The organism is Bradyrhizobium sp. TM239 (assembly GCF_036247985.1).
GTDB lineage: Bacteria > Pseudomonadota > Alphaproteobacteria > Rhizobiales > Xanthobacteraceae > Bradyrhizobium > Bradyrhizobium ottawaense.
The window spans coordinates 1-18,998 of record NZ_BTIR01000018.1; the positions used below are offsets into that span (position 1 = coordinate 1).

Sequence of the window (18,998 nt, forward strand, 5' to 3'; positions counted from 1 at the left end):
TGCTTTAATGGTTGCTACGAGACCTTTTGCGTGAGCAGAGGCTGGCGCGCCCTCACGCGTCCTTGTGCGCGCCGGGATGGATCAGGACGTCGCGCGCGGCGGCGAGGTCGATGAAGGCTTGCGTGCTGCCGCCGTGGTCGGGATGCATGCCCTTGGCGGCGCGGCGATAGGCCTGGTTGATGTCCTCGCAGGTGAGCTGCACCGCGAGCGGCAGGCCGAGCATCTTGCGGGCGCGATCCTCGCTGGACAGCTGTTTCGGCGTGGCGTTGCGGCGGCCGAAGCGCGGCGCGGTCAGATCATGAACGACTTCGAGAACGACGCCGATGCGGCGCTGGGCCGCCAGCGTGACGCCGTGATCGTCATTGTCGACCGCCTGGCGCAGCACCGGAAGCGCCTGCTCGGCGGCCTGACGCAGCGTGGCATCGACGCTCGTCCGCGCGATCTCGGCCACCAGCCGGCCCGCCTCGGCCCAATCAGCCGATTGCGCCGACCGCAGGCGTTCAAGGGCGAGTTTCCAGGAATCGAGCCGTTCCATCATGCGCGCAACGTTTAGCAATGAAGATCAGTATGCCAAGGCTGCCGTTTCCGTCCCCTTAATTTCGAGTTAGCGTTTCGTGAAACTTCGAAACGAAATCGGGAGAAAAATGTCGCAAACCAGGCCTCGCGCAGATGCGTGGCCAGACCCGGCGCCGGTCAGTTGAACTGATACGCGAGGCCGAATGTCGCAACGTGACTGCGTAGCGTGACGTCGAAAGTGTCGACGGTGTTCTGCGGCGCGAAAGTCGAGGTTCGGCTGATCGATTGGGTCGACGTGCCGAAATCGGCGAAGCGGTATTCGGCGCGCGCCAGCCAGTGATGGCCGAGCGCCGTCTCCAGGCCGCCGCCAATGGTCCAGCCGACCCTCGTTGCAGCGGTCGCGATCCCGGACGGCGAGAGGTTGAACGTACGCCGGCAGGGTGCGCTCCCGCAGGTCGAGATCACCTCGTCATGCTGCCACGCCGCGCCGCCGGTCAAGAACAGAAGCGTTGCCGGCGTCACCAGGAAGCCGACACGTGCGCGCAGGCTCGCATCCCACGTCGTCTTCAGCTTGAGTGAATCTGCGGCCTCGTGGAAGGTGCCGAAGGCGGGTGACACGGGAAATCCGGCAAGCGTGGTGGTCCGGTCGGCAAAGCCGGCGTCGCCCTCGATACCGGCGACCCAGCGCGAGGCGAATTGCCAGTTGATGCCAACATAGGGGCTGGCGCGGAACGCCGTGCCGTTGAACGGCACGACATGCTCCGCGACCGCGAGCGGTGCACCACCAAACAATTCCGACTTCGCCGCCGCGTTCGCCTGCAGCGCGCGGGCGCCGAGGCCAAGACCGAGATAGGGGCCGGTCCACGACATCGCGATCGGCGCCGCCTTGGCGATCCACACCGCCTGCGCTCCTGCCATGATCGGATCGCCAAATTTGTAGGCCACACCGAACGAGGCGTTGTGAGTCTGCATCTTCAGATCGACATTGTCCGAGGTCGGATTGAGGGGCGAAGCAGCAGAGCCGCCTCGGGCAATGGTGAACGGTGTCGTGCCGAAATCGGCGTAGCGATATTCGGCGCGTGCAAACCAGTTGCCGCCGAGCGCAGTCTCGATGCCTCCGCCGATGGTCCAACCGGCCTGAATACGCGAAGCGGAGATCACGGCGGGCGAAAGGAAAAAGAAGTTACAGGCGCCGCTGACGCAGGCCGAACTGATCTCGTTGTGCTGCCAGGCGATGCCACCGGTCGCGTATGCCAGCGTCGCGGGTGTCAGCAGGAACCCGAGACGGGCGCGCAAGCCGATGTCCCAATCGGTCTCCACGGTCAGGCTGTCGTTCGGCCGGGCAAAGCCGGCGAAGCCGGGCGAGAAAGCCAGCGATGGGCGTTTGGTGGATTGGTTGGCGAAGCCGACATCGCCTTCGACGCCCGCAACCCATTGCGGGGCAAATTGCCAGTTGAATCCGGCAAAGGCACTGGTGCGGAAGCCCAGCCCGTCGAAGGACGCGCCGGTCGGCCGCCCGTCCGCCAGATTTTGCGGAGCGCCGGTAATCGTCTCCGATGTCGTGTCGGCGTCGGCGCGAGACGCACGGGATCCAAGCCCGAGACCAGCATAAGATCCGCTCCAGGGCGACGCGGCCGCCGGCGGGACCTTGTAGGCGGGCGTGGCGCCGATATCCGCCGCCAAGGCAGGCCCCACCACCGCGAACGCCATCAGCACCGCACTTCCGCAGGTGACGTTCTTCATGCGCCCAATATCTCCGTCGGCGGAATCGCCGCTGCCCCTTTTGTCGAGAAGATGTGAGGCGAACGGCTCCAGACTTCTTGGATGCAAGCGACCGCGGCTTGGACAAAAACGAACCGGCGAGCTTCCTGCTGATGCCGTGGCAACTTTGCCACATACAGCGGGGCAGAGCCCCGCGATTGCATGAGCGGCGAGCGCCGCGCGACGTTTCCGTCGCGTCCGTTTTCAAATAGACTCCTGGCCAACACTCAAAAACAAGCAGCCGAGGAAACCCTATGCCCCTTCTCCAGAACCACATCGCCGTCGTCACCGGCGCCGGCTCCGGCATCGGTCGGGCCATCGCGGCGGGCTACGCCCGCGAGGGCGCGCAAGTGGTGCTGCTCGACGTCAACGCCGACACCGTCGCGGAAGCCGCCCAGGAGATCCGCAAAGCGGGCGGCAGGGCCGAGAGTTTTGCGCTCGACGTGACCCGTCGCGAGGACTGCTTTGCGCTGGCAAAGCAGGTCGCCGACAAAGTCGGGCAGGTCTCGATCCTCGTCAACAATGCCGGCATCACCCGACGCAACGCCTTCACCGCGGACACCGAGACGGTGGCGAAGGACTGGAACGACATCATCTCGCTCAACCTCAACGGTGTCTTCAACATGACGCAGGCCTTCCTCGCCCCCCTGCGCGCGAGCAAAGGCCGCATCGTCAATATCGGCTCGATCCAGTCCTTCGTGCATCTGCGCACGCCGAGCTCGGCGGCTTATACGACGTCGAAACACGGCGTGCTCGGCTTCACCAAGGCGCTCGCGGTCGAGCTCGGCAAGGAAGGCGTCCGCGTCAACGCGATCGGGCCCGGCTTCATCGAGACCAACATCAACGCCAATGTGCGCGCGACCAATCCGGCGCTGGTGCAGGCCTTCGTCGACCACACCCCGCTGGCGCGCACCGGCAAGCCCGAGGATATCGTCGGGCCCGCGATCTTCCTCGCATCGGATCTGTCGGCCTATGTCACCGGAACGATCGTGATGGTGGACGGCGGCTACCGGACGGTGTGAGGCGCGAGGCTCGCTCGACGCACTCGGTGTCATGCCCCGCCTAGTGCGCAATTGCGCACGGGGGCGGGGCATCCAGTACGCCGCGGCTCCACCGCTCTAGCCTCGCTGCCTCTGGAATACTGGATCGTCCGCCTCCGCGGACGATGACACTGTGTGTGCCGCCCGAGAAAGGTCCGCATCACCATGCATCTGACGCCAATCGCGGCGGCTTAGCGGCATTCCTGAGGTCAATTGGTGCGATCGTCCGCGATTAACCTTTCATTAACCAAACCCGCCCACCGTGGATCTACGGCTTGGGGGTCGTTTGTTCTCGATCCGCTTCCAACGATGGAAGCGGGCGTTGATCGGGGAGTATGTTGATGACCACTGTTCATGTCGCCGCGTCCGAACCGGGCGCACAGTTTCTTGCCCCCAACCAGATCGTTCCGCTTCTGATCGGTGCCACCGTCGACGAGGTCGAGCGCGAGCTCGTGCTGCAGACGCTCGCGCGCTGCGACGGCAACCGCACCCGCGCATCGCGCGTGCTCGGCCTGTCGGTGCGCACGCTGCGCAACAAGATCAGGATCTACGCGGCGTCCGGCATCGACGTGCCCGCCTATCAGGATTAGCGTCCGAGGACGCGCCGCTGAACAAGTCCGCCGATGATGACCGCAAGCGCGATCATCGCGACCGATGCGGCGATCATCTCGATCGCGCGGAGGAAGAAGGCCGTCAGGACCGCCCATGACGGCTGCGGCTCCTCGGCGAATGCGACCGGCACGACGTCGGGTACCAGCTGGTGAGCGAGGCCAAGCGCTGCTGCAAGGACGACAGCGAACAGCCAAAAGATCTTCCACGCTGCGCGCATCGGTCGCTCCTCGCAAGAGTTGTGGCCGCACGATCGATGACACAGCGGCGCGTGCCGCCGATTGATGTTGATCAAGCGTGGAGGGCTGTCCCGGCGGAATTGCTGCTGTCGTCAAACGCCGCTAAGTAGCTTGCTTCCGCACAAGGAGCAGTGGCGTGGCAGACGAACAGAGACGGCAGGGAGCTCAGGGTCCGCGCGGGCGGCAGGGCGAGCCGGGACGGCCGGGGCCGCAGGGTCATCCGGGCAAGCGGGGGCCGGACGGCGCGCGCGGCAAGCCGGGTCCGCAGGGCAAGCCGGGGCCGATCGGAAAGGCGGGACCTCAGGGCAAGCCCGGTCCGCAAGGCAAGCAGGGCGAGGCTGGTCCGCGCGGGGCCGCCGGGGCACAGGGGCTTGCCGGACCGCAGGGGCCGGCGGGGCCGCAAGGCCCCCGCGGCGAGGCTGGGCCGGCCGGTCAATTGCCCTCGATCGAGCAGGTGCTGCCGTGGCTCGAGCAGCTGTTCGACGCCTGGGACGAGCGCCGCCGCCAGCGCGAGCGCGACGCCGCCGAGCGCGAAGCGCTGCAAGCTGCCGTGCAGGAGCCCGATGAGGCCATCGTCGACGACGAGAGCGACGACAGCGAAGGCGACGAGCACAGGAAGAAGAAGAAAAAGAAGAAGCACGGTCACAAGGATTAGTGGCGCGCCCGCGCCCCGGACGCAGCGCGGCACAAAAGCGCGTTCACGCGCGTCTTCGACGCGCTATGGTGCAGCGCTGCTGAGCCGGGGCCTATCTGACCAAGAACTTAGGTCGCGACCTTTGGGTCCCGGCTCTGCGGAGCGGCACTTCGCGCCGCACCGCGTCCGGGACACGAGCCAAATCAAGACGCGCCGGAAGAATCATCCTTGTGCGGCAGCATGCCCATGCGCTCGAATTGCCAGCGCATGGCGCGATACCAGAGATAGCCGACCGCTGCGCCGCACAGCGCCAGGATCATCACGTTCGCGCTCGAGAACGAGCCGCTCCACCACATCATCCACGCGGTCCATAGCAGCGTGAAGACGATGGCACCTGCTTTCAAGGGAAGAAGGGGGCGGGTCATGGTGTGCTCCGGGCTGTCAAAACCCCGGCAGACATCATTGCAGGATGCGGCGCCCCATACCGTGAGCCAGATCACGGAACGCGAAGCTGCAGCCCTCTAACCGAAGCGCAGCCGCGAGCGCTCCTTGGCCCTTTCCGCCTCGATCTCGCGGTCGCGCGCCGGCGCATGGGTGTGCAGCGAGGTCAGGAGATTTCGCGCGGCTTCCGAGACCTCGGCCACCGCGCGGTCGAACGCCGCCTCGTTGGCCTGCGACGGCTTGTTGAAGCCGGACAGTTTTCGCACGAACTGGAGCGCGCTGGCGTGGATCTCATCTTCCGTCGCCGGTGGCTCGAAGTTGAACAGCGTCTTGATGTTGCGGCACATGCAGGGGGCCTCTTCCGGATGTTTCCTTGAAGACGATCGGCGGAGCCGAAATCCTACATCCTTCCGCGCGCTTCTGCTAAGTTCCGCTCCAACGCGGCCGCCGACCATGAGCCGCAATGGGGAGAGAAACATGAAGGCTTCCTGCGCCGCGCTGTCGGCTGTCCTGCTGTCCTTTTCAATGCCGGTCCTGGCCGCCGATTATCCGGCACCCAAGCAGGGCGACTGGATCGCCAGGGACTTCAAGTTCCACACCGGCGAGACCATGCCGGAGCTGAAGCTGCACTACACCACAATCGGCGAGCCCTCGGGTCAACCGGTGCTGGTGCTGCATGGCACCGGCGGCTCGGGCGCTAGCATGCTGGGCCCCTCATTTGCAGGCGAACTGTTCGGCCCGGGGCAGCCGCTCGACGCCGCCAAATATTACATCATCCTTCCCGACGGCATCGGTCATGGCAAATCGTCAAAACCCTCCGACAGCATGAAGACGAGCTTCCCGAAATACGATTACGACGACATGGTCGAGGCCCAGCATCGCCTGGTGACGGAGGGCCTGGGCGTCAAGCATTTGCGGCTCGTCATAGGCAATTCGATGGGCGGCATGCACACCTGGCTGTGGGGCGAGAAATATCCGAACGCGATGGACGCGCTGATCCCGATGGCCTCGCAGCCGACCGAGATGGCGTCGCGCAACTGGATGCTGCGGCGGATCATGCTCGACACCATCCGCAACGACCCCGACTACAACGGCGGCAGCTACGCCAGCCAGCCGCGCATGATGAAATATGCCATCACCGCCTACGGCATCGCCAGCATCGGCGGCACCCTGGCCTATCAATCGCAGGCGCCGACCGCGGCCAAGGCCGACAAGATCGTCGACGACCGGCTGGCGGCGCCGATCACGGCGGATGCCAACGACTTCGTCTACCAGTGGGAGTCCTCGCACGACTACAATGCCGGCGAGAAGCTGGAGGCCATCGAAGCATCGCTGCTGCTGATCAATTCCGCCGACGACGAGCGCAATCCGCCCGAGACCGGCATCACCGACGCGGCCATGAAACGGGTCAGGAACGGGCGCCTGTTCCTGATCCCGGCGAGCACCGAGACGCGCGGCCACGGCACCACCGGCAACGCGAAATTCTACAGCGAGCAGGTGCGGCAATTCTTGCAGACCGTGCCACAGCAAGCCGTTGAATCCGCGCGTCGCTGATTTTGCATCGCATCATGCGGGGCGCGTCGGTGCCGCATATAATTTGAGCATGCATTGCGCCGACAGCTCGGGCTTAATCGCGTCAACGATGGAATCGACAGCGCAAGACTCGCGCGCGAATAGCAGGACGCGACGAGGAGGGATCGCATGCACAGGCTCGCACTGTGCGTTTGGCTGGTCGCGATGACGGCGCTGACCAGCGCCGCACTCGCGTTCGACAACGGTCAATACGACCACGTCCCGCCCGACATCCGCGCCTGGTTCAAGAGCGTGATCGCGCCGAACGGCGTGCCCTGCTGCGACGTCTCCGACGGCCATCGCACCGACTACGATGTGCGCGGCGGCACCTATTGGGTACCGATCGAAGGGCAATGGATGGAGGTGCCTGAGCGCGCCATCATTCGCGATCGCGGCAATCCGGTCGGGCAGGCCGTGGTGTGGTACGTCCGCCACCGCGGCGCGATCATCATCAGCTGCTTCGTGCCGGCCGATGCCGTGTAACGCGTCTTGATCGATTCCATTGGCTGGAGGCGACCCGATCGGATAGCTTGCCGCCAAGCTGAAGCGGAGGCACGCCGTTGACCGATCTTTGCGCCGAAGACCTCGCCACCATCTACGCCAAGCCGAGCCCACGCGTGATCGCGAAAGCGCGTCCCGCGATCGACGCGCATGCGAGGAAGTTCATCGAGATGTCGCCGTTCTGCGTGCTCGCGACGTCGGGCGCGGACGGCAGCGTCGATGCCTCGCCACGCGGCGGCGGCATCGGCTTCGTCCACGTCGCCGGTCCGAACCAGCTCTTGATGCCCGACCGCTCCGGCAACAACCGGATCGACAGTTTCCGCAACGTCGTCGAAGGCTCGGGCTTCGTGCATCTGTTGTTCTTCGTCCCCGGCATCGACGAGACGCTGCGCGTCGGCGGACGCGGCACGCTGTCGGCCGACCCGGATCTGCTCGCAGCGTTGGTCGAATTCGGCAAGCCGCCGCGCGCGGTACTGAACGTCGCCGTCAGCGAAGTCTATTTCCATTGCGGCAAGGCGCTGATGCGCTCGAAGCTGTGGTCGCCCGAAAAAGTGCAGCGCTCGGTGATGCCCAGCATCGTCACGGTCATTCACGACCAGACCGGCCTCGGCGAACCCGCGAGCCAGGAGACTGTGGAAGAGATCTACAAGACGCAGTTGTAGGTGGGGCGATAATCACTGTGTCGTCCCGGACAAGCGCAGCTCCCGACAACGCGCAGCGTTGTCGGGAGCGAAGCGTAGATCCGGGACCCATAATCACAGGGCGTGGTTTGACGAAGACTCGGAGTTACCATCACGCGCCACACTCCTCCCCGTGGTTATGGGTCCCTGCTTGCGCAGGGACGACAGCGGAGTGTGGGGCTGACGCCGGAGCTTAGTGCCCCTCGCCCTCGAGCCCGCCGACGTGCTTCTGGGTGTAGAGCTCGAGGCCGATGCGGCCGATCAGGTCGAGCTGGGTTTCGAGGAAGTCGATGTGATGCTCCTCGTCGCTCATCAGCTTCTCGAACAGGTCACGCGTGACGTAGTCCTTCACGCCGTGGCAGTAGGTCGCCGCCTCCTGGTAGAGCGCACGCGCGCTCATCTCTGCAGCGAGGTCGCACTCGATGATCTCCTTGACGTTCTGGCCGATGCGCAGGGGATCGAGCACCTGCATGTTCGGAAAGCCGTCGAAGAACAGGATGCGCGCGGTGAGCTTGTCGGCGTGCTCCATCTCCTCGATGGACTCCTTGCGCCAGACCTTGGCCATGTCGAGGAGGCCCCAATTGTCGAGGAAGCGGTAGTGCAGCCAGTACTGGTTGATCGCAGTCAGTTCGTGACGCAGCGCCTTGTTGAGATAGTCGATGACTTTTGCGTCGCCCTGCATGGTTCACTCCAGCTCTCGCAGTCCAAATCGGCCCTAACCGAGTTTAGAATGCTTCTAAGTCAGTTTACGTATGAGGGCAACTGGCTACACGGACGCAGCCGGGGAAAAGCTCAGCGAAGCCGGCGGAAGATTCAGCAGGCCGCGAGGGCGAACTGGGCGGGCTCGGCCGTCTCGTCGTTGGCCGCCACGGTGTGGCTGTGCGGGCAGCCCGAGCAGCAGGACTGGGCGCAGGGGCCAAGGGCTTCGTCGATGATGGTCTTGATCGTCCGGGCGCAGCGGCCGCATTCGGCGCTACAGCCGAGGCAACCATAGACCTGCTTGGCATGGCGCACGGCGTCGTCAGACTCGGCGACGGCGGCGCGGATGTCGTCATCGCTCAGCACGTTACAGGAACAAACGATCATGGAAGCGGCAGGCCCTTCGGTGATGCGTCATCATCGATATTTAACGGGCCGGCCGGATGCAAAAGGAAAAACCGGTATTTGAAGCTATTCCAAACTGGCCCGAAAGCAGCCTAGAACGGCCCTAAATGTCAGCGTTGCGCTGGATCAAGATTTGAGGGGATCTAATCGCCGCCGCCTCCGCAATCGCCGCCACTGCTGCCACTATCGCTGCTGGAACAGCTGCCGCCGTCGGTCGAGCTGCTCGAGCTGTCGCTGGAAAACCAGCTTCCCAGCGAGACGCCGTCATTGCTGCTCGAATAGGTGCCGCCGCTGCTGCCATCGCCGCCCGCCCCGGCGCGGGAGCGCCGCTGGCCGCGGTTCTGGAGATGCGCGATCCAGCCGTAGCCGATTGCGGACACGACCCCAGCAACAATCAGTGCATTGATCATCGCGTTGCCCATCATCGCCTCTCTGGCCGAGCCTGCGGTTCATATCAATTGGTCGTGGCCGGCAAAGGGGCCGTTCATTGATCATTCAAACGAAGTATGGAACTCTGATCCCAAATGAGTTCCCGCGTGTCTGCACGAAAGGTCAAGCCAATGAAGAAGTTGCTCCTGACGGTCGCTGCCGTCGCCAGCCTGGCCCTTGCGGCCGGAACACCGGCCCATGCGCAGCGTGGCGTCGCGGCGGGCGTGGCGGCCGGCATCATCGGCGGCGCCATTGTCGGGGGCGCGCTGGCTTCTCCGTATTATTACGGACCCGGCCCCGGCTATTACGAACCCGGCTACTACCCGCCCCGCTACTATGCGCCGGGTCCCGGCTATGTCTCTGACGACTATTACGGCGGCGGCTGCGTCTGGCAGAAGCAGCGCTTCTGGGACGGCTATGCCTGGCGCGTCCGCCGCGTCAGAGTCTGCGGCTGAGGCGACTCGAACCGGCCCATCGCGACCAGTTCGATTGACCGGTTCACTACGGGCGCGCCGTTCATCTCCGGGCCTGAAAAAGACCGCTTTTTCTCGTCACAGCTCCGTGTGCGTTTACCGTGGGTTGACCAATTGCGCGCTTCCTAGCTGCACGGCCAATTCCATCAGCGTGTGCGTGAACCTTTGAAACCCGGGCGCCTCTAACAAGAGGAACCCATCTCCCAGGAGAGCCAAGAGCATGAAGAAGACTTTAGTTGCCGCCCTCACGGTTGCGACGGTCGCCGGTTCGCTGGTGACTGCCACTCCGTCCGCGAAGGCGCATGACGGTATCGGCGCTGGGCTCGCGGCCGGCCTGATCGGCGGCGCGATCGTCGGTGGCGCCATTGCGTCGAGCCGCCCGGCCTATGGCGGCCCCGTTTACGTGGCCGAGCCCGGCCCGCCGCCCCCGCCCTGCTACTGGCAGCGTCAGCGCTATTGGGACGGTTACGGTTGGGTCGTTCGTCCGGTTCGCGTCTGCTATTGATCTGATCGCACCGGCGCTCGTGAGCGCCGCGATCGAAGCCCGGCCGAGACCATCGGCCGGGCTTTTTCTTTGGTCGCGCGCTATCGCGTCGCCTGGATCGAGCGCAGCACCTCTTCGCTCGGCCAGCAATCGACCTTGAGGCCCGCCGACTTCTGATAGGCACCGAGCGCGGCGCGCGTCTGCATGCCGGCCTTGCCATCGATCTTGTCCTTGTAGAGCCCGGCGCGCGTAAGCCCACGCTGCATCGTCTCGACATCCCTGGTGCGCAGCTGCTTCGAGGCCGCCCATGGCGTTGCGAACGGAAGCGGGCTCGTCATGCGGTCGGCCAGATGACCGACGAACAGCACATAGAGGTCGGAGAAATTGTATTCCTTGATGACGAAGTAGTTCTTCGTGGTCAGGAATGACGGGCCATAGATGCCTTCCGGCTGCAACAGCGAGGCCGGCTGCGCCTGTTCGGTGGCACTCAGCTTCTGCCCACGCACCGGCACAAAACCTTCGCGCAGCCACTGGCTGATCGGCTTCGTCACCTCGGGCACGCCGGTGGTGCAATCGACCTTGGCCGGCGCCTGCACCTCGTAGGCCCAGCGCACGCCGCTCTGCCAGCCCTTGTTGACGAGTTGCTGCGCGGCGGAGGCCAGCGCATCCGGCACCGAACGCCAGATGTCGATGCGGCCGTCGCCGTCGAAATCGACGCCATGCTTGTAATATTCGGACGGCAGGAACTGCGTCAGCCCGGTGGCGCCGGCCCAGGACGAGCGCATGTCCTTGCGCGTCACCACGCCCTCACTGAGGATCTTCAGCGAGAGGACGAACTCGTTGCGGTATTGATCCTTGCGGCGGCCGACATAGGCCTGCGTCGCCAGCACGCGAACGAGATCGTAAGGCAGCGTGTAGCGGCCGTAATCGGTCTCGCGGCCCCAGATCGCGAGCATCACGGTCGCGGGCACGCCGGACTTGTTCTCGATCTCGCTCAGCGAGGCGCGATATTTCTGCAGCAGCCGCTGTCCCTCGCCGGCAAGCCGCGCGATCGAGGCTTCCTTGACGTAGTCGGCCGGCACCTGCACGAACTCGGCCTGCGACGGCGCACCTAGCGCGGGCCGTCCCGGCAGGATCAGATCCGGCAGCTTGTAATCAGGCTCGAGCCCGCGCGTCTGCTCGTCGAACGTCGCGCGCGACACGCCGGCGGCCTGCGCCTCCGGCCACAGCGAGGCGATGAACTGCGTGAAGGCGGCGTCGGCGGCGCGGGCGGACGTCCAGCCGCAGGTGACGACGATCACCGCAGCGATGAGCGCCCGCCGCATCATGCCGCCATCACCGCGTCAGCTTCTTGTACTTCACGCGGTGCGGAATGATGCTGTCCTGGCCGAGCCGGCGCATCTTGTCCTTCTCGTAATCCTGGAAGTTGCCTTCGAACCATTCGACATGGCTTTCGCCTTCGAAGGCCAGGATGTGGGTCGCGATACGGTCGAGGAACCAGCGATCATGGCTGATGATGACGGCGCAGCCGGCGAAATCTTCCAGCGCCTCTTCGAGCGCGCGCAGCGTGTCGACGTCGAGGTCGTTGGTCGGTTCGTCGAGCAGCAGCACGTTGGCGCCGGACTTCAGCATCTTTGCCAGATGGACGCGGTTGCGCTCACCGCCGGAGAGCGCGCCGACCTTCTTCTGCTGGTCGGCGCCCTTGAAGTTGAACGCCGAGCAATAGCCGCGCGAATTGACTTCCTTCTTGCCGAGCAGGATCAGCTCGTTGCCGCCGGAAATCTCCTCCCACACGTTCTTGTTGCCGTCGAGCGCGTCGCGCGACTGGTCGACATAACCGAGATGCACGGTCTCGCCGACCGTGATGGTGCCCTTGTCGGGCTGTTCCTGCTTGGTGATCATCTTGAACAGCGTGGTCTTGCCGGCGCCGTTGGGGCCGATCACGCCGACGATGCCGCCGGGCGGCAGCTTGAAGGTGAGATCGTCGATCAGGAGACGGTCGCCGAAGCCTTTGCTGAGGCCTTCGAAGTCGACGACGTTGGCGCCGAGCCGCTCGGCGACGGGAATGATGATCTGCGCGGTCTGGGTCTGCTTCTCGCTCGCCTGCTTGAGCAGATCCTCGTAACGCTGATAGCGCGCCTTGGACTTGGCCTGACGTGCCTTCGGTGACGAGGCGACCCATTCCTGCTCGCGCGCGAGCGTCTTCTGGTGCGCGGCGTCCTCGCGTCCCTCCTGCTCCAGCCGCTTCTGCTTCTGCACCAGCCAGGACGAGTAGTTGCCCTCGTAGGGAATGCCCTTGCCGCGATCGAGCTCGAGAATCCAGCCCGTGACGTTGTCGAGGAAGTAGCGGTCATGGGTCACGATCAGGATCGCACCGGGATAGTTGCGTAAGTGGCCTTCCAGCCAGGACACGGATTCTGCGTCGAGATGGTTGGTCGGCTCGTCCAGCAGCAGCAGCTCGGGCTGGTCGAGCAGCAGCTTGCACAGCGCGACGCGGCGGCGCTCGCCGCCCGAGAGCTTGGTCACGTCGGCATCGTCGGGCGGGCAGCGCAGCGCGTCCATGGCCTGATCGACCTTGCTGTCGAGATCCCAGAGGCCCTGGGCCTCGATCTCGTCCTGCAGCTTGGTCATCTCGTCGGCGGTTTCCTCGGAGTAGTTCATCGCCAGCTCGTTGTAGCGATCGAGGATGGCCTTCTGCTTGGCGACGCCCAGCATGACGTTCTCGCGCACGCTGAGTGCGGGATCGAGATGAGGCTCCTGCTCGAGATAGCCGACGCGGGCGCCCTGCGCGACCCAGGCCTCGCCGTTATACTCCTTGTCGAGGCCAGCCATGATCTTGAGCAGCGTCGACTTGCCCGAGCCGTTGACGCCGAGCACGCCGATCTTGGCGTCCGGGTAGAACGACAGATGGATGTTATCGAGCACCTTCCGGGTCGGGTAGCTCTTGGTCAGGCCCTGCATGAAATAGATGAACTGGCGCGCCATCGGTCCCGAAAACCTTCGATTTGAGGAAATTTGCTTAGCCTGCGATGTAACGATCCCGCCCCCAAAGGGCAATGTTTTCCGTCCGTTCACCACGGATGAATACGGGACGGACACCATCCGGTCACCGATCCGGACAATTGAAACCATCTTTTAATAAATCAGGCCGAAAGCTCGGTTTCGCGCGGAAACAGCGCCACCCGCTCAGAACGATCGGGAGCACAGCGAGGCCGCATCATGGCTCTGATCGAGACCCATTCTCTTCCTGTTCCGGCAGAAGCCGGCCACGTCTCCGGCTTCGTCTCGGAGATCAAGGGATTCTGGAAGCGCTTCTTCGCCACCGCCTTCAATCCCTACCGGCCCGAACTGCACTACATGCGCGGCCCCGGTCCGGCATGGCGCGCCAAGCACGGCATGGATGCGCCGTTCCGCCTGAAGCCCCGCGACCTCTGAGCGCCTCCTTCCTATCGGACTTTTGAAGACGCAAGCGGCTTGCGCGCCGTCCTGATTGCGCGCAACCATGGCCCGGTTCCGACGATGGCGCGCGCCCAGCGCCCTCACCTCTCGCCATCAACTCTGGCCCTGGATGAACGCTGATGAGCCGGCTGCGCTGTGCAATTCTCGACGACTATTTCAATCTCGCGCTCGACGTCGCCGACTGGCAGAAACTGTCCGACCGCCTCGACGTCACCGTGTTCAGCCATCCCTTCGCCTCCGAGCAGGCTGCGGCCAGCGCGCTGGCGGATTTCGAGATCATCTGCGCGATGCGCGAGCGCACGGCCTTCCCGAAGAGCCTGTTCGAGAGCTTGCCGAAGCTGAAGCTGCTGCTCACGTCAGGCATGCGCAACGCCGCGATCGACATGGAAGCAGCGAAGGCGCGCGGCGTCACCGTCGCAGGCACGCAATATTCGCGCGATCCCACCGCACCGCTGACCATGGGCCTGATCCTGGAGCTGACCCGCGGCATCGGCCGCGAGAATGCGCGCATGCATGCGGGCGAGCCCTGGCAGACCTTTGCCGGCGTCGAGATCGAGGGCATGACACTCGGCATCGTCGGGCTCGGCAAGCTCGGCAGCAGGATGGCCGGGATCGCCAAGGCGTTCGGCATGAACGTGATCGCCTGGAGCCCGAACCTGACGCCGGAGAAATGCGCGGCGGCCGGCGTCGGCTACGCCACCAAGGAGGAGCTGTTCGCCAAGGCCGATATCGTCACCATCCATGTGGTGCTGAGCGAGCGCTCGCGCGGGCTGGTGAGCCGCGACGATCTCGCGCGGATGAAGCCGACGGCCTTCCTCGTCAACACCGCGCGCGGGCCGATTGTCGATGAGGCGGCACTGCTCGAGGCCTTGCAGCAGCGCAAGATCGCAGGCGCCGGCATCGACGTGTTCGCGGTCGAGCCGCTGCCGGTCGACCATCCCTTCCGCAAGCTCGACAACCTCGTGCTGACGCCGCATCTCGGCTACGCCACCGCGGACGGACTGCGCATCCATTACGGCCAGATGGTCGAGGCGATCGACGCCTTCACTGGGGGCCGCGAACTGCCGCGCAAGCTGACCTGAAACGATGAAGGGCGTGCCGATGGCACGCCCTTCGCAATCTGAATTGCCTGGCGGCGCTTAGCGCACGGTGACCGGCGCGGGCAGCGGCGGCACCACGGTCGGCTGCGTGCCTGGGACCGGACCGGCCTGGGCGGCCATCGGAGCCGGACCGGCAGCAACGGGCGCGGGCGCTGCGGATGCAGTCGCCGTTCCCGGCGGCGGACCACCGGGCATCACCACCACGCGGGTGCCGACCTTGACGCGGTCGAACAGGTCGGAGACGTCCTCGTTCAGCATGCCGATGCAGCCGGACGAGACGAACTTGCCGATGGTCGAGGGCTGGTTGGTGCCGTGGATGCGGTAGACGGTCGAGCCGAGATACATCGCGCGGGCGCCGAGCGGATTGCCGGGACCGCCGGCCATGAAGCGCGGCAGATAAGGCTGGCGCTCGATCATCTCGGTCGGCGGATGCCAATCCGGCCACTCGGCCTTGCGGGTGATCTTCTGCACGCCGGTCCAGGTGAAGCCGTCGCGGCCGACGCGGACGCCGTAGCGGATCGCACGGCCGCCACCGAGCACGTAATAGAGGTAGGTGTTGGGTGTATCGACCACGAGGGTGCCCGCGGGCTCCTTGGTCTGGAACGAGACCTCCTGGCGGCGCAGGTTCTGCGGCAGCTGCACCGGCGCAGCATCGGGCTGCTCCTCAGGCGGCAGCGCGGCCATCGTCATCGGCCTTCCGTCAGCGCCGACCGGCGGCTGCCCGGCCTGGACCGTTCCGGTCGCGGCGGGACCACCAACGGCCTCCGGCGGACGCATGCCGTCACCGGCGGGAGCCTGTCCCTGCTGGCCCGGACGATTGGCATAGATCACCGGCGGCGGACCGGCGGGGCGGCCGTAGCGGGGATCGTCGGGCGACATCACGGGGCCCTGCGGCGGCGCGGCCGAATAGACCGGAGCGCCAGCGGGGCGGCCATAACGCGGATCATCCGGCGACATCACCGGCCCTTGCGGTGGCGCGGCCGAGTAGACCGGAGGCGCGCCCACGGGGCGGCCATAGCGCGGATCGTCGGCCGGGCCCGGCGGCGGCAGCGAAGCCTGCGGCATCGCGTCGTCGTCATCTTCCAGCGCGTCGAAATTCGGCGTGCGGTCGCCGGGCCGATACTCGGCCGGGGCGCCGTAGCCGGGCGCCTGCTGAACCGGATAGCTCTGAGCCTGCGCGAGCGAGGTTCCCGCCGCAGCGACTGTTGCGGCAGCGCATATCGTCAGAAAATGTTTGATCATCATCGCTCTTGTATAGTCCCCGGGCCCATCAGGACCGTTAACGGCCAGATGGCCGAAGATAGCGGCACATTCAAGACATATCAGGCTTATTTGCGCCGGACCTGCCGATTTGTGATCCGCAAGACTACCGTTGCCCCGTTGCATCACGGGGCGGAAATCAACTCATGGCCTCAATCGCCGGAGTCTTCGGCCCCGTTTTTTGCGGAACGGGTCGGAATCGTTGCGGTATGTTCGAATCAGCCTGATTCGCCGCCCATTTGAGCTCCCGATCCCCGCGTGGCGAACGCGGCAAACAGTACCGTCACCGCGTTCAGATGGCTCATGGGCCCTGGCCTCTTCGCCGCCGGGGCGGAAATTCGCAATCCCTCGATGCTTCCCGGCTTTCGCTTCCTGTTTGCCGCGATCCTGCTCTCAACCTCCATCCTGGTGTTCGGCCTGGGCGCCGCCGCACTGCTGCGGGCGAGCCATGAGCAGTATGTCAGCAACCCCTCCTGGCGGAACGGCCCGCAGGAGCAGGTGTTTGCGCAGGCCCCCGAGCCGGCCCAGCCGGTGCTCGCGGTCCTCCGCGCCGAGCCGGAGCCAACGGCCGAGCCCGAGCCGTCGCTGCGCGACAAGGTGCCGACCATTGGACTGCCCGAAAGCGAGCCCGACCAGATCGCCGTGCTGACGACCGAGACCGAGGCTCAGTCCCAGGTCACGGCACCTCCGGCTGACGTCCCGGGCGCCGAACCGGCCAAGGCCGAGACAACGAAGGCCGAGACGACGACAGAGGCCGCAGCGCCGGCACCCGCCGATACGCTCACCCCTGCCGACACCACGGCGTCGATCCCCGCGGCCAAGCCTGCCGCGACCGCCGGCGAGCCGGCACCAGCGGACAGTGCCGCTCTCGCCTCCTCTGCACTCGACGCCGCCTCGGCCAAGGTGGCGGCTCTGAACGAGCCGGCGACGACGGCCGTGAAGGATGCGCCGGCGAAGGCCAAGGCTGAGAGCAAGGCCGACGACAAGGCGACCAAGCGCAAGGCGAAGGCCAAGAAGCGGCATCGCGTGGTGCGTCGTCCGCCGCCTCAGCAGTTGCAGCAGCAGCTCGATCCGTTCGGCCAGCAGACCTTCGCGACGACCACCACGCGCACGCGGTGACGTGTTTTCTTCACCTCTCCCCGCAAGCGCGGGGCGAGGGCGCGCACCGTCATCGTGACGCTCACGCCGGCCCGGTCGCGATGGCCGGGCCGCCCTCCTGGCCCCATTCCGACCACGAGCCGTCATAGAGCGCGGTGTCGCTGATCCCAAGGCGATAGAGCGCGAGCGTCAGCACCCCGGCTGAGACGCCGGAGCCGCAGCTCGTCACGATCGGCGCATCGAGCTTGACGCCGGCATTGGTGAAGGCAGCGCGGAGATCCTCGAGCGGCTTCATCGTTCCGGTCGCGGCATCGAACAGCTGATTGTAGGGCACGTTGCGGGCGCCGGGGATGTGGCCGGAGCGGATGCCCGCCCGCGGCTCGGGGGCGCGGCCCTCGAAGCGGTCGGCGGCGCGCGCGTCGATCACCTGCTCGGCACGGCTTTCGACATTGGCGATCAGCTGCTGCATGCTGCGCACGCGCTTTGAATCATAGCTCGCCTTGAAGCTTGCGGGCTTCGGCTTCACCTCGCCGCTCTCGACCGCCCGCCCTTCGGCGCGCCACTTCTTCAGGCCGCCATTGAGGATGCGCACGTTGCTATGGCCGAAGGCCAGGAACATCCACCACGCGCGCGGCGCTGCGACCCAGCCGCCGGCATCGTAGAGCACGACGGTGTCGGCGTTGGAGATGCCGAGATTGCCGATGTCGCGGCCGAACTGCTCGGCGCTCGGATACATGTGCGGCAGCGGGTTGGAATGGTCCGACACCGCGTCGACGTCGAAGAACGCAGCGCCCGGCAGGTGCGCCGCGAGATAGTCGTCCTTGGGCAGCGGCAGCACGCCCGGCAGCTTGAAGCTGGCGTCGATCACTTTGACGTTGGCGTCGTTGATATGGGCGGCGAGCCATTCGGTGGAGACGAGAGGGTCGATGGCGGTGGTCATTGGCTTTTCCTTGTCATTCCTGCGCGCGCGAAGTTGAAGCGGTGCGCATCAAACTCCGCTGTCATCGCCCGGCCAGTGCGCAATTGCGCACCAGGAACGGGCGATCCAGTACTCCGGGACGGGTTTTATTGAATCGATAGGCCGCGGCGTACTGGATTCCCCGCCTGCGCGGGGAATGACGGATGAGAGAGCGAGGCCCTCACCCCTTCTTCTTCGGCTCCCACGCTTCCGTCGGGCCGCCGGCATCGCGCCAGGCGGCGTAGCCGCCGGCGATGTGGGCGACGGGCTTGAGGCCCATATCCTGCGCGGTCTTGGCGGCGAGCGCGGAGCGCAGGCCGCCGGCGCAGTGGAAGACGAACTTCTTGTCTTCCTGGAAGACCGGCTTGGCATACGGGCTCTGCGGATCGATCCAGAATTCCAGCATGCCGCGGGTGCAGGCGAACGCGCCGGGGATGCGACCGTCGCGCTCGATCTCGCGAGGGTCGCGGATGTCGACGATGACGACGTCGCCGTTCTTGGAGATCTCGATGGCGTCCTTGGCGTTCAGCGTCTCGATCTCGGCATTGGCCTCGTCGATCAGCGCCTTGATGCCGCGGGTGATGTTTTGGGGCATGGGTCTTCCCTTCTCTTCTCTCGTCATTCCGGGGCGATGCGCAGC

24 protein-coding genes are annotated in these 18,998 nt (G+C 65.5%); 11 read left to right on the forward strand and 13 right to left on the reverse strand.

The window, feature by feature from the left end; all coding sequences use genetic code 11:
• Positions 1 to 52: 52 nt before the first annotated feature.
• Positions 53 to 538, reverse strand: coding sequence for a J domain-containing protein (locus tag AABA84_RS26770; protein WP_212247000.1), 486 nt, complete (start codon positions 536 to 538; stop codon positions 53 to 55).
• A gap of 155 nt (positions 539 to 693) precedes the next feature.
• Entirely contained in the window at positions 694 to 2,259 is a 1,566-nt protein-coding gene (locus AABA84_RS26775; protein WP_212246999.1) for an outer membrane protein, read from the reverse strand.
• Between the two features lie 272 nt (positions 2,260 to 2,531).
• Between AABA84_RS26775 and AABA84_RS26780 the strand changes: the two genes are divergently transcribed.
• Together AABA84_RS26780 and AABA84_RS26785 are read left to right on the forward strand one after the other, a co-directional pair.
• Positions 2,532 to 3,299 (forward strand): SDR family NAD(P)-dependent oxidoreductase, encoded by a 768-nt coding sequence (locus AABA84_RS26780; protein WP_212246998.1) that lies wholly within the window; start codon positions 2,532 to 2,534, stop codon positions 3,297 to 3,299.
• 359 nt (positions 3,300 to 3,658) lie between these two features.
• Positions 3,659 to 3,907, forward strand: a complete 249-nt coding sequence (locus AABA84_RS26785) for a helix-turn-helix domain-containing protein (RefSeq protein ID WP_063201937.1) — start codon at positions 3,659 to 3,661, stop codon at positions 3,905 to 3,907.
• Here the strand turns inward: AABA84_RS26785 and AABA84_RS26790 are convergent.
• The gene (locus AABA84_RS26790) at positions 3,904 to 4,146 is read right to left on the reverse strand and encodes a hypothetical protein (protein ID WP_212246997.1); all 243 of its coding nucleotides are present in this window, start codon (positions 4,144 to 4,146) and stop codon (positions 3,904 to 3,906) included. The genes AABA84_RS26785 and AABA84_RS26790 overlap by 4 nt on opposite strands.
• 155 nt (positions 4,147 to 4,301) lie before the next feature.
• Between AABA84_RS26790 and AABA84_RS26795 the strand changes: the two genes are divergently transcribed.
• A complete protein-coding gene (locus AABA84_RS26795) occupies positions 4,302 to 4,820 on the forward strand; it encodes a collagen-like protein (protein ID WP_212246996.1) in 519 nt (172 codons plus the stop codon).
• 182 nt (positions 4,821 to 5,002) lie between these two features.
• Here AABA84_RS26795 and AABA84_RS26800 read toward each other — a convergent pair whose 3' ends face one another.
• Both AABA84_RS26800 and AABA84_RS26805 read right to left on the reverse strand, forming a co-directional pair.
• Positions 5,003 to 5,224 (reverse strand): hypothetical protein, encoded by a 222-nt coding sequence (locus tag AABA84_RS26800; RefSeq protein ID WP_212246995.1) that lies wholly within the window; start codon positions 5,222 to 5,224, stop codon positions 5,003 to 5,005.
• 96 nt (positions 5,225 to 5,320) lie between these two features.
• Positions 5,321 to 5,587 (reverse strand): DUF2277 domain-containing protein, encoded by a 267-nt coding sequence (locus AABA84_RS26805; protein ID WP_212246994.1) that lies wholly within the window; start codon positions 5,585 to 5,587, stop codon positions 5,321 to 5,323.
• Positions 5,588 to 5,717: 130 nt separating this feature from the next.
• On the opposite strand from AABA84_RS26805, the gene AABA84_RS26810 reads away from it, so the two are divergent.
• The 3 genes from AABA84_RS26810 (at position 5,718) to AABA84_RS26820 (ending at position 7,975) form a co-directional block, all read left to right on the forward strand.
• Positions 5,718 to 6,794 (forward strand): alpha/beta fold hydrolase, encoded by a 1,077-nt coding sequence (locus tag AABA84_RS26810; RefSeq protein ID WP_212246993.1) that lies wholly within the window; start codon positions 5,718 to 5,720, stop codon positions 6,792 to 6,794.
• Positions 6,795 to 6,941: 147 nt separating this feature from the next.
• Entirely contained in the window at positions 6,942 to 7,295 is a 354-nt protein-coding gene (locus AABA84_RS26815; protein WP_212246991.1) for a hypothetical protein, read from the forward strand.
• A gap of 77 nt (positions 7,296 to 7,372) precedes the next feature.
• A complete protein-coding gene (locus tag AABA84_RS26820; protein WP_212246989.1) occupies positions 7,373 to 7,975 on the forward strand; it encodes an MSMEG_1061 family FMN-dependent PPOX-type flavoprotein in 603 nt (200 codons plus the stop codon).
• Between the two features lie 211 nt (positions 7,976 to 8,186).
• Here AABA84_RS26820 and bfr read toward each other — a convergent pair whose 3' ends face one another.
• The 3 genes from bfr to AABA84_RS26835 form a co-directional block, all read right to left on the reverse strand.
• On the reverse strand, positions 8,187 to 8,675 hold the full coding sequence (gene bfr, locus AABA84_RS26825; protein ID WP_011089420.1) for a bacterioferritin: 489 nt from the start codon (positions 8,673 to 8,675) through the stop codon (positions 8,187 to 8,189).
• A gap of 131 nt (positions 8,676 to 8,806) precedes the next feature.
• The gene (locus AABA84_RS26830; RefSeq protein ID WP_212246987.1) at positions 8,807 to 9,079 is read right to left on the reverse strand and encodes a (2Fe-2S)-binding protein; all 273 of its coding nucleotides are present in this window, start codon (positions 9,077 to 9,079) and stop codon (positions 8,807 to 8,809) included.
• A 161-nt stretch (positions 9,080 to 9,240) separates the two neighbouring features.
• The gene (locus tag AABA84_RS26835) at positions 9,241 to 9,522 is read right to left on the reverse strand and encodes a hypothetical protein (RefSeq protein ID WP_212246968.1); all 282 of its coding nucleotides are present in this window, start codon (positions 9,520 to 9,522) and stop codon (positions 9,241 to 9,243) included.
• 135 nt (positions 9,523 to 9,657) lie between these two features.
• Here AABA84_RS26835 and AABA84_RS26840 point away from each other — a divergent pair, with 135 nt between their 5' ends.
• Positions 9,658 to 9,981, forward strand: coding sequence for a hypothetical protein (locus tag AABA84_RS26840; protein WP_212246967.1), 324 nt, complete (start codon positions 9,658 to 9,660; stop codon positions 9,979 to 9,981).
• Between the two features lie 238 nt (positions 9,982 to 10,219).
• Positions 10,220 to 10,504 carry a hypothetical protein gene (locus AABA84_RS26845; protein ID WP_091966137.1) on the forward strand — a complete coding sequence of 95 codons (285 nt, stop codon included), beginning with the start codon at positions 10,220 to 10,222 and terminating at the stop codon, positions 10,502 to 10,504.
• Positions 10,505 to 10,584: 80 nt separating this feature from the next.
• Here AABA84_RS26845 and AABA84_RS26850 read toward each other — a convergent pair whose 3' ends face one another.
• On the reverse strand, positions 10,585 to 11,811 hold the full coding sequence (locus AABA84_RS26850; protein WP_212246966.1) for a lytic murein transglycosylase: 1,227 nt from the start codon (positions 11,809 to 11,811) through the stop codon (positions 10,585 to 10,587).
• A gap of 7 nt (positions 11,812 to 11,818) precedes the next feature.
• Positions 11,819 to 13,468, reverse strand: a complete 1,650-nt coding sequence (gene ettA / locus AABA84_RS26855; RefSeq protein ID WP_212246965.1) for an energy-dependent translational throttle protein EttA — start codon at positions 13,466 to 13,468, stop codon at positions 11,819 to 11,821.
• A 234-nt stretch (positions 13,469 to 13,702) separates the two neighbouring features.
• Between ettA and AABA84_RS26860 the strand changes: the two genes are divergently transcribed.
• Together AABA84_RS26860 and AABA84_RS26865 are read left to right on the forward strand one after the other, a co-directional pair.
• The gene (locus tag AABA84_RS26860) at positions 13,703 to 13,918 is read left to right on the forward strand and encodes a hypothetical protein (RefSeq protein WP_028145605.1); all 216 of its coding nucleotides are present in this window, start codon (positions 13,703 to 13,705) and stop codon (positions 13,916 to 13,918) included.
• A gap of 143 nt (positions 13,919 to 14,061) precedes the next feature.
• Positions 14,062 to 15,024 carry a D-2-hydroxyacid dehydrogenase family protein gene (locus AABA84_RS26865; protein WP_212246964.1) on the forward strand — a complete coding sequence of 321 codons (963 nt, stop codon included), beginning with the start codon at positions 14,062 to 14,064 and terminating at the stop codon, positions 15,022 to 15,024.
• 57 nt (positions 15,025 to 15,081) lie between these two features.
• Here the strand turns inward: AABA84_RS26865 and AABA84_RS26870 are convergent, their stop codons facing one another.
• Positions 15,082 to 16,284 (reverse strand): L,D-transpeptidase family protein, encoded by a 1,203-nt coding sequence (locus tag AABA84_RS26870; RefSeq protein ID WP_212246963.1) that lies wholly within the window; start codon positions 16,282 to 16,284, stop codon positions 15,082 to 15,084.
• Positions 16,285 to 16,605: 321 nt separating this feature from the next.
• Here AABA84_RS26870 and AABA84_RS26875 point away from each other — a divergent pair, with 321 nt between their 5' ends.
• Entirely contained in the window at positions 16,606 to 17,421 is an 816-nt protein-coding gene (locus tag AABA84_RS26875) for a hypothetical protein (RefSeq protein WP_338313669.1), read from the forward strand.
• A 61-nt stretch (positions 17,422 to 17,482) separates the two neighbouring features.
• Here AABA84_RS26875 and sseA read toward each other — a convergent pair whose 3' ends face one another.
• Both sseA and AABA84_RS26885 read right to left on the reverse strand, forming a co-directional pair.
• Positions 17,483 to 18,340 carry a 3-mercaptopyruvate sulfurtransferase gene (gene sseA, locus AABA84_RS26880; protein WP_338313670.1) on the reverse strand — a complete coding sequence of 286 codons (858 nt, stop codon included), beginning with the start codon at positions 18,338 to 18,340 and terminating at the stop codon, positions 17,483 to 17,485.
• A 199-nt stretch (positions 18,341 to 18,539) separates the two neighbouring features.
• On the reverse strand, positions 18,540 to 18,953 hold the full coding sequence (locus AABA84_RS26885; protein ID WP_028145610.1) for a rhodanese-like domain-containing protein: 414 nt from the start codon (positions 18,951 to 18,953) through the stop codon (positions 18,540 to 18,542).
• Between the last annotated feature and the right edge of the window lie 45 nt (positions 18,954 to 18,998).